Annotated in this window: 1 pseudogene; it reads left to right on the top strand. The window is 63.6% G+C overall.

Going from position 1 to position 569, the window contains the following annotated elements:
• Positions 1 to 569 (top strand): annotated as a pseudogene (locus tag ALO43_RS15615) (AMP-binding protein); the annotation flags it as partial.

The following is a 569-nucleotide window of genomic DNA, read 5'->3' as shown; positions in this document are numbered from 1 at the left end:
GACGGGCTGGATACGCTTCTTCAGGTGCGCGTCGCCTCACCGGGCATCGTCGTGTTGCTGGACAAGCGCGGCCTGACTGAGGCTGATGACAGCGGGGTGATCGACTATGCCCGACTGCTGAACGAACCCGTTGGCGACGTTGCCGATCCGCGCCAGAGCCGGGCTGCGGCCTTTATATTTCCCTCTGTCGACTGGCAGCCGGACCTGCAGTTGAGTCATGCAGTTCTGCTTTCGGACGCAAGGTAATTGGCGCTAAGGCATGCGCTGTCCAGCCACGATCAGGCATTGGCCGCCAGAGTGTTTGCCGCCAGCGGGCAGGCACGCTACCTGTTGGCGCCCTGGCTGGTTGCCAGGTTTTGCCTGAATTTTCCCGAGGCCCTCGGCACTCGCGACAACGACCGTCGCGAACTGGGGCCCACCCTGGTGCTGGGCACTCGCGAGTCCTACGCACGTCTGGAACTCTGGGTCAGGGAGCGCTTGCCGCTACCAGGCAGCATCAGCCACCGGCTTTATCAATGGGCGATGGCTCCTGCTCCGGGTGCCGTGCGGCGCTGGCTGGGTTATTGGTT

This window comes from Pseudomonas tremae, assembly GCF_001401155.1.
Taxonomy (GTDB): domain Bacteria; phylum Pseudomonadota; class Gammaproteobacteria; order Pseudomonadales; family Pseudomonadaceae; genus Aquipseudomonas; species Aquipseudomonas tremae.
Note: the sequence above shows the minus strand (reverse complement) of the source record. Positions and strands in the feature narration are given on the sequence as shown.